We start from the raw sequence: 6,101 nt of genomic DNA on the forward strand, positions 1-6,101 counted from the left end.
AGTTGTGCGGCTAAATCAGGCTTTTTATCAGACATAGTATTTCTCGTTAAGTAATAGCTGCTCTATTGTTATGCTTATGTAAGTGCTTACTGACCCATGGGTTGGTTAAGCTCTATTAAAATGCCGTCGGCACTTTTTGGGTGGATGAAGATCACTTTACAATTGTGCGCACCAGGTGAAGGTGCATCGGAAAGGAATTGATAACCCTTTGCCTTCAAACGCTCAACATCCGCTTCGATATCGTCGCTGCGGAAACAAAGGTGGTGAATGCCACCGCCTTTCTTTTCCAAGTATTTCTGCACAGGGCCTTCACCGTTAAGCGGGTGAATCAATTCAATGCTGGTTTTCTCAACGTCTAAAAACGCAGCACTGGTTTTTGCTTCAGGTACATCTTCCTGACCTTTCAGGTTCAAGCCGAAGTCTTCTGCAAAGCGCTCTATGGCTTTCTGTAAATCTGGCACTGCTATCGCAATGTGGTCTAAGCCTGTAATCATTGTTTATTCTCCTAAATATTCGCCAAAAACTCAGTGCAAGCTTTGGTTTGTCTGTCTTTTATCTGCTCGTCTGTTTCAATAACGATTTCTTCATCAGGAACAATTTTGAACAGTGGCTGACCCTTCTTAATAATGGTGCCGTCGTCTTCAAGCAGCACTTTAGCAATGGTGCCAGAGAACGGCGCAGCTATTTTATTGAACATCTTCATGACTTCAACGATATAGAGCGGATCTCCCGTCTCAAAGTGCTGGCCTTCCTCAATAAAGGGAGGCATATCAGGCGCTTCGCGCGAATAGAACATACCGCCTGAGCTGGCGAGAATCTCATCACTTTTCGCGACAGGTGGTGGTACTAGGACCTTCGCCATCGCTTCCTGATAATCTTTATTGGTTAAGTTCTCAGGAATGACTAAGCTCAGGTCATCAGCGACTTTCAGTTCGAAGAAACCTGTCTTGGCGGCTATGTATGGCAGTAATAGTAGTACTCTGCAGCCAGCTTGATAGCCTGCGTGGGCAGCTTTGATTGCGGCCCAGGTCGCTGTATCAAAATCGCTGTGCTTGGCAGCTTTTAGGGCTTTGTCTAAGTCGTTGAAGTTGCAAATATCCAGTTTTTCTTCAAGTGTGCTATAGAAGGAAAGTGCATCGCTGAGGATTTCCTGGTCATGATCCCAGATCATGGTGGCCGCTGGGTTCTCTCGCTTGTTTCCCGGGTGAAAGTCCATGTTAAGGAAATGATAAGTTTCATCCAGAACTTTAATCGGGTTTTCTATCCAGGAGACCTTGCCCTTCTTATCAACCGAGAAGTGAGTTTGATGCATGGCCAACCAGCCGGATAACAAATGCGGTTCAAGCATTAAGTGCTCAACCGGACGTGTAAGCAATAGGTGTTTGCGTTGCAATACGCTTTGCATTGCAGTCTTGTCGTCCTTGGATTTAAGGCTAGCAATATTTGCTTGGCACACTTCAGCATAAACCTGGTTCAGGTCGTATTGCTGTGCCTGTTGTTTTAACGCGCCTACAGCCGTTAGATAGGGAACGATAAACTGGGTTGTTGGTTTCGCATGAATATTGTTGCCCATTATCCAGTTGACCAAGCCGTAATGGAATTCAAGGTTGGTGCCTAGATCCTTACCTTCCAGCTTAGTGCGGCGAAGTACTTCAGACATTTGTTCAAAGCTTTCCAGACGATTGTTGCCAACAGTCAGGAGTAGGGCGATATTACTATCGTAAGCACCGGCCAAGTGATAGGACATGAATACATCGGTATCAGGGTTGTGAAGACTAATACCCTGGTCGTCACGAATTTCGCCATCAAGCGAATCTGACCAATGTTCAATCAAACCACCTGCATGGGGTGCCAAAGCTTGGTTAGTTGCATTAAGGCGGGCTTCAACCGAAGCATTATGACGCAATACGCGCTCGGGCTTGGGTAAGCGCTTGCCGTGTGCAGCGAGTAATACCATGGCCTCGACCAATGAGTGCACCGTAAAACTGTCATCAGCGTTGTCGGGGTTGACGAATTTCAGGCTATAACAGAGCTCTGTAACGCGGTGTTCAACCTGAATTCGGGTGTTCATTTCCATAAAGAAGTGTTTGTCGCGGTCAACGATACACTCGAAGGTGGATACGTTGTCCAAGCCTACTGCCTGACCAAATACTTCGGATTCTTTTTCCATCGCCTGAAGGGTTTTGATCTCCTGGCTAAGGATTTTAGATTCGGCTTCACTACCGCGATGCAAAGATTCTGTAAGCGCATGCTGTAAATCTTCGGTCGTAACCGATATTTCCAGCAGCTTTTGCTCATGCATCTGCAAAGAGCAATCACGACCGCCCAAAGCCAGTGCCCATTCACCATTACCGATCACCTGGATTTCCTGGTGACGGGTGGTTTCGATATTCAACTCGACAAGAATATTCTTGTTGTCGCCTTGGCCTGTCGCTTTTACCTCGTTGAGGATCTCAAGTACTAGAGAAGGTGCTTCATCTGCTGCTTGGCTTAAGCGCTCTTCGATGCTGCCTTTAAAGCTTGAAGGGCTGGAGAGTATTCGTTGGCCTTTACCTCCGCCACCGCCGATGCATTTCAGGCGAATACGGTTTTCAGGGTATTCCTGGCCAATCTTGATTACTTGCTCGCGGACGGTTTCCTGAAGCTCTGCCACGCTATAAAGGTCGATGCCTTTTTTGTAGCCTGCATCAAGCACGACGTCGGCTTTATCTTCAATTGAGTCGGCATTTTCAAAGCGTTTTTGGTTGAGTGCTAAGCCTTCTTTTTTGACTAAAGACAGTAGCGCCTTTTCATCGCTATGCTTTTTAAGGAGTGTCAAGGCAGTAGCATTGTTGATTCCAGGCGTTACACTGACGCCGACTTGCAATGCGGTGCGCTTCGCCTCGTCTTTTAGGCCTGCTTTATGAACCGTTTCCGAGCAAGGGCCAATAAAGTTCAGACCGGCTTCTTCCATTGCGCCAACCATCGCTTCGTCTTCGGCCATAAAGCCGTAGCCGGCAAAAATAGCGTTATAGTTGTTCTCTTTAGCAATGCGAATGATCTGTTCTATGCGCTGAACACGCTCTTCTTTATCTGCGCCGCTGTAGTCTGGCACACGGTGAATGCGGTCAGGATTGTTGATTTGGCGCAGTTCTGGCGCCAAGGCATTTTGATAAACAATACTGTCTTTTTCAGACAATAAGATACCGCAATGCGTCACTCCCATTTCTGCAAATACATCCATTGCTTCTTTACGAATAGGGCCGCGACAAATGATTAAGGGGCGAATGTCTTCACACGAGAAGCTACGTACCCAAGTGCTGTCTGATTGGCCTAAACGACGGTCTTGATGAGTCAGCGGGTTGTTAAGGTAATGTTCGTTACTCATTAGAAAGACTCCCTTTGTACGCCGCCGAGTGGCTCAGGTGTATAGTGTGATAAGTGGAAATTGAGCTGTTCGCACAAGACCTTGCGCATGTCTCTGGGCATAACAATTTGAGAGATCGACCCTAGGCTCAACGCCTCATTTGGGTTCATCAATTCTTCTTCATAGCGTTTTGCGAGTAAGGCTTCTTGCTCAGCGCCCCATTCGGCACTTTGCTCGCCTGTCTTAACCGCACCGCGAATAGCGCGTAACTCCTTCTTATAGACAAATTCTACACCTGCTGGTCCCATTACGGCTGCTCTGGTAGAAGGCAGGGCGCATACAAAGTCTGCACCTGTCTGATAGCAGTTGTAAGAAGCGTAAGCACCACCGAAAGCGTTACGAATGATCACCAAAAAACGAGGCGTTCTTAGGTCAATAATTGAATCAAGCATTGCTCTACCTGCTTGCACAATACCGTTTGATTCTTGATCTTTACCAGGTAAGAAACCCGTTGTATCTTCCATAAAGATGACAGGGATATTGTAAAGGTTACAGAAGCGGATAAAGCGTGCATTCTTATAGGCTGCATCAATATCAATCTGGCCTGAAGACACGGCGCTGTTATTGGCCAGAAAGCCGACCACATTGCCACCCATTCTACCCAAGGCTGTAACCGTGTTACGTGCACGCTCTTCCTGAATTTCAATAAAGTCGCCATGGTCGCAAAGTTGCTGGATCATGATAGTGACATCAATAGGCGTATTGAAACCGGTTGGGCTATTGAAGGCCTTCTTCAGCAGGATGTCGATATCCCAGGTCTTACGATCAATCGGATCGGACGTTTCCTGATAGGGTGCTAACTCGGAATTGTTGTTCGGAAGATATTTGAGTAGTTGGCGAACTTTCTTCAAGGCGCTGACTTCATCTTTTACCACGATATCTGTGACACCACTTTGGCTATGTACGCCAGGGCCGCCAAGCTCGTCAGGCGTTACATCTTCACCGAGTACACTTTTCACCACACCAGGGCCTGTTAGGCCAAAGAATGTATCATTTGGCTGAATCATAAAGCTACCTTGGCGTGGAAGGTATGAACCACCACCGGCATTAAAACCAAACATGCACATAATGCTAGGTACAACACCGCTGATCTTTCTTAAAGCGGTAAAAGCTTCGGCGTAACCGTCTAGACCGCCGACTCCGGCGGGGACGTAAGCGCCGGCACTATCGTTTAGGCCCACTAAAGGAATCTTTCGTTTACCCGCAAGCTCCATTAAGCGGGCTAGCTTAGTGCCGTTGGTGGCATCCATAGAGCCCGCCCTGACGGTGAAATCGTGACCGTATAAGGCAACGTCTCGGCCGTCTATTTTTACGACTGCCGTGACGATTGACGCGCCATCTAGATTTTTACCCCAGTTCTGGAACAGTACCTTTGGGTCTTCATCTGTTAGAACTGAAATACGTTCCCATATCGTCATTCGCTTTTTACTGTGTTGACGCGTAATGGCCGTTACACCAGCAGCTTTTCTTGGGCGCTGCATCAGGTCGTAACCTTTACGGAGAGTTTCTTCATAAAGTCCGGGGTTTTCTGCATTTTGCCCGGGGATTCTAAAGTCCAGCTCGTTGTCAGAACCAAAAGGGTTATCTAGGCTGATCTTGGGTGTGGCGTCTTTGCTTGTTGTCATCGCACGGTCCGTTAGTTTGCTTGCCTGTCGTGATAGGAGTTCGTTAAATAAAGCTACTAAGTATAGGTGTATTTTAGCGCTCAAGTGTAGCGAAGTTTTGGCAATTTAATATTATGACTAAAACGAAAAAGGTTCGCTTTTGTCCTAAAAAGTGCAGCGATGATATTTGGAAATGTCTATAAAATAAAGTGCGCTTCGATACGAGAGGTAAGGTGTGATATTTAATTAAGGTGTTGAAATTAAACAGATAAGTGTTTTGTTATGATGTCTGTATAGGACAAATATATAAAATTTAAATAGACATAAACGCTTATTTGTTGGTTGAAAAGGTGCAGATAAATAGACTTAATCGCTTATTTTATCTTTTTTACGCGGTAGGTTTTCGGTGTTTCGCCTGTCCATTTTGTATAGGCGCGTGAAAAGGCTCGGGGTTCGCTGAAGTTAAGGTGCTGAGAAATTTCTGCGATAGTCAGGTTGCGCTTGGTCAGCAGCTTATTAGCGATATCGAGGCGAAGATTATCCTTGATTTGTTGATAGCTAATGCCTTCTAGGTGAAGCTTTCGGCGTAGTGTTTGTTCACTGATTCCTAATTGGCGAGAGATGACAGCGCTATTTGGAAGTTTAATTGCTTCGCTGATGTGGGTGCTCTTGGGCTCTATAAGAAGTTTGATTTGTGCTGTCAGGCTATTGTCTTCGCCGGGGATGGTAAGTAGATCTATCGGCGCGCGTGCTAGAAAGACTTTTAGGTCGCGAGTAGTTTTGATCAAAGGCTCTTCGAGATACTTCCGATGGAAGACTAAGCGGTTGAATTTGCTCTTTTGGTTAGTTTTACAGCGAAACAAGAGCTCAAATTCTTCATGATCAATGGGGGTGTAATTAATATAGGCGCCAATTAGTTTAATGGGTTTGCCAATGTACCAACTTGCAAAGCGGTGCCAAATGACGTGCCAGTACTCGATATAAAAGTGCTCGAAATCTAATTCCGGAGTGTTGAACTCTGAGGTGAAATATACGTGCTCTCCTTCGACATCAAGAGAAACCTTTATTTCATTGTTGATCTGGTTATAGAA

The 6,101-nt window shown here is 46.0% G+C and carries 4 protein-coding genes; all 4 read right to left on the reverse strand.

All coding sequences use genetic code 11. The annotated features are described in order from the left end of the window. Positions 1–86: 86 nt before the first annotated feature. A complete protein-coding gene (gene mce / locus A3757_RS11420) occupies positions 87–494 on the reverse strand; it encodes a methylmalonyl-CoA epimerase (protein ID WP_068553520.1) in 408 nt (135 codons plus the stop codon). A gap of 11 nt (positions 495–505) precedes the next feature. Then, a complete protein-coding gene (locus A3757_RS11425) occupies positions 506–3,367 on the reverse strand; it encodes a biotin/lipoyl-containing protein (RefSeq protein ID WP_068553521.1) in 2,862 nt (953 codons plus the stop codon). Further along, positions 3,367–5,031 carry an acyl-CoA carboxylase subunit beta gene (locus A3757_RS11430; RefSeq protein WP_068513979.1) on the reverse strand — a complete coding sequence of 555 codons (1,665 nt, stop codon included), beginning with the start codon at positions 5,029–5,031 and terminating at the stop codon, positions 3,367–3,369. Before A3757_RS11430 ends, A3757_RS11425 begins: the two co-directional genes overlap by 1 nt. A gap of 353 nt (positions 5,032–5,384) precedes the next feature. Beyond that, on the reverse strand, positions 5,385–6,101 hold a 717-nt coding region (locus A3757_RS11435), incomplete at its 5' end, for an AraC family transcriptional regulator (protein WP_068739651.1).

It is taken from the genome of Oleiphilus sp. HI0117, from assembly GCF_001635235.1.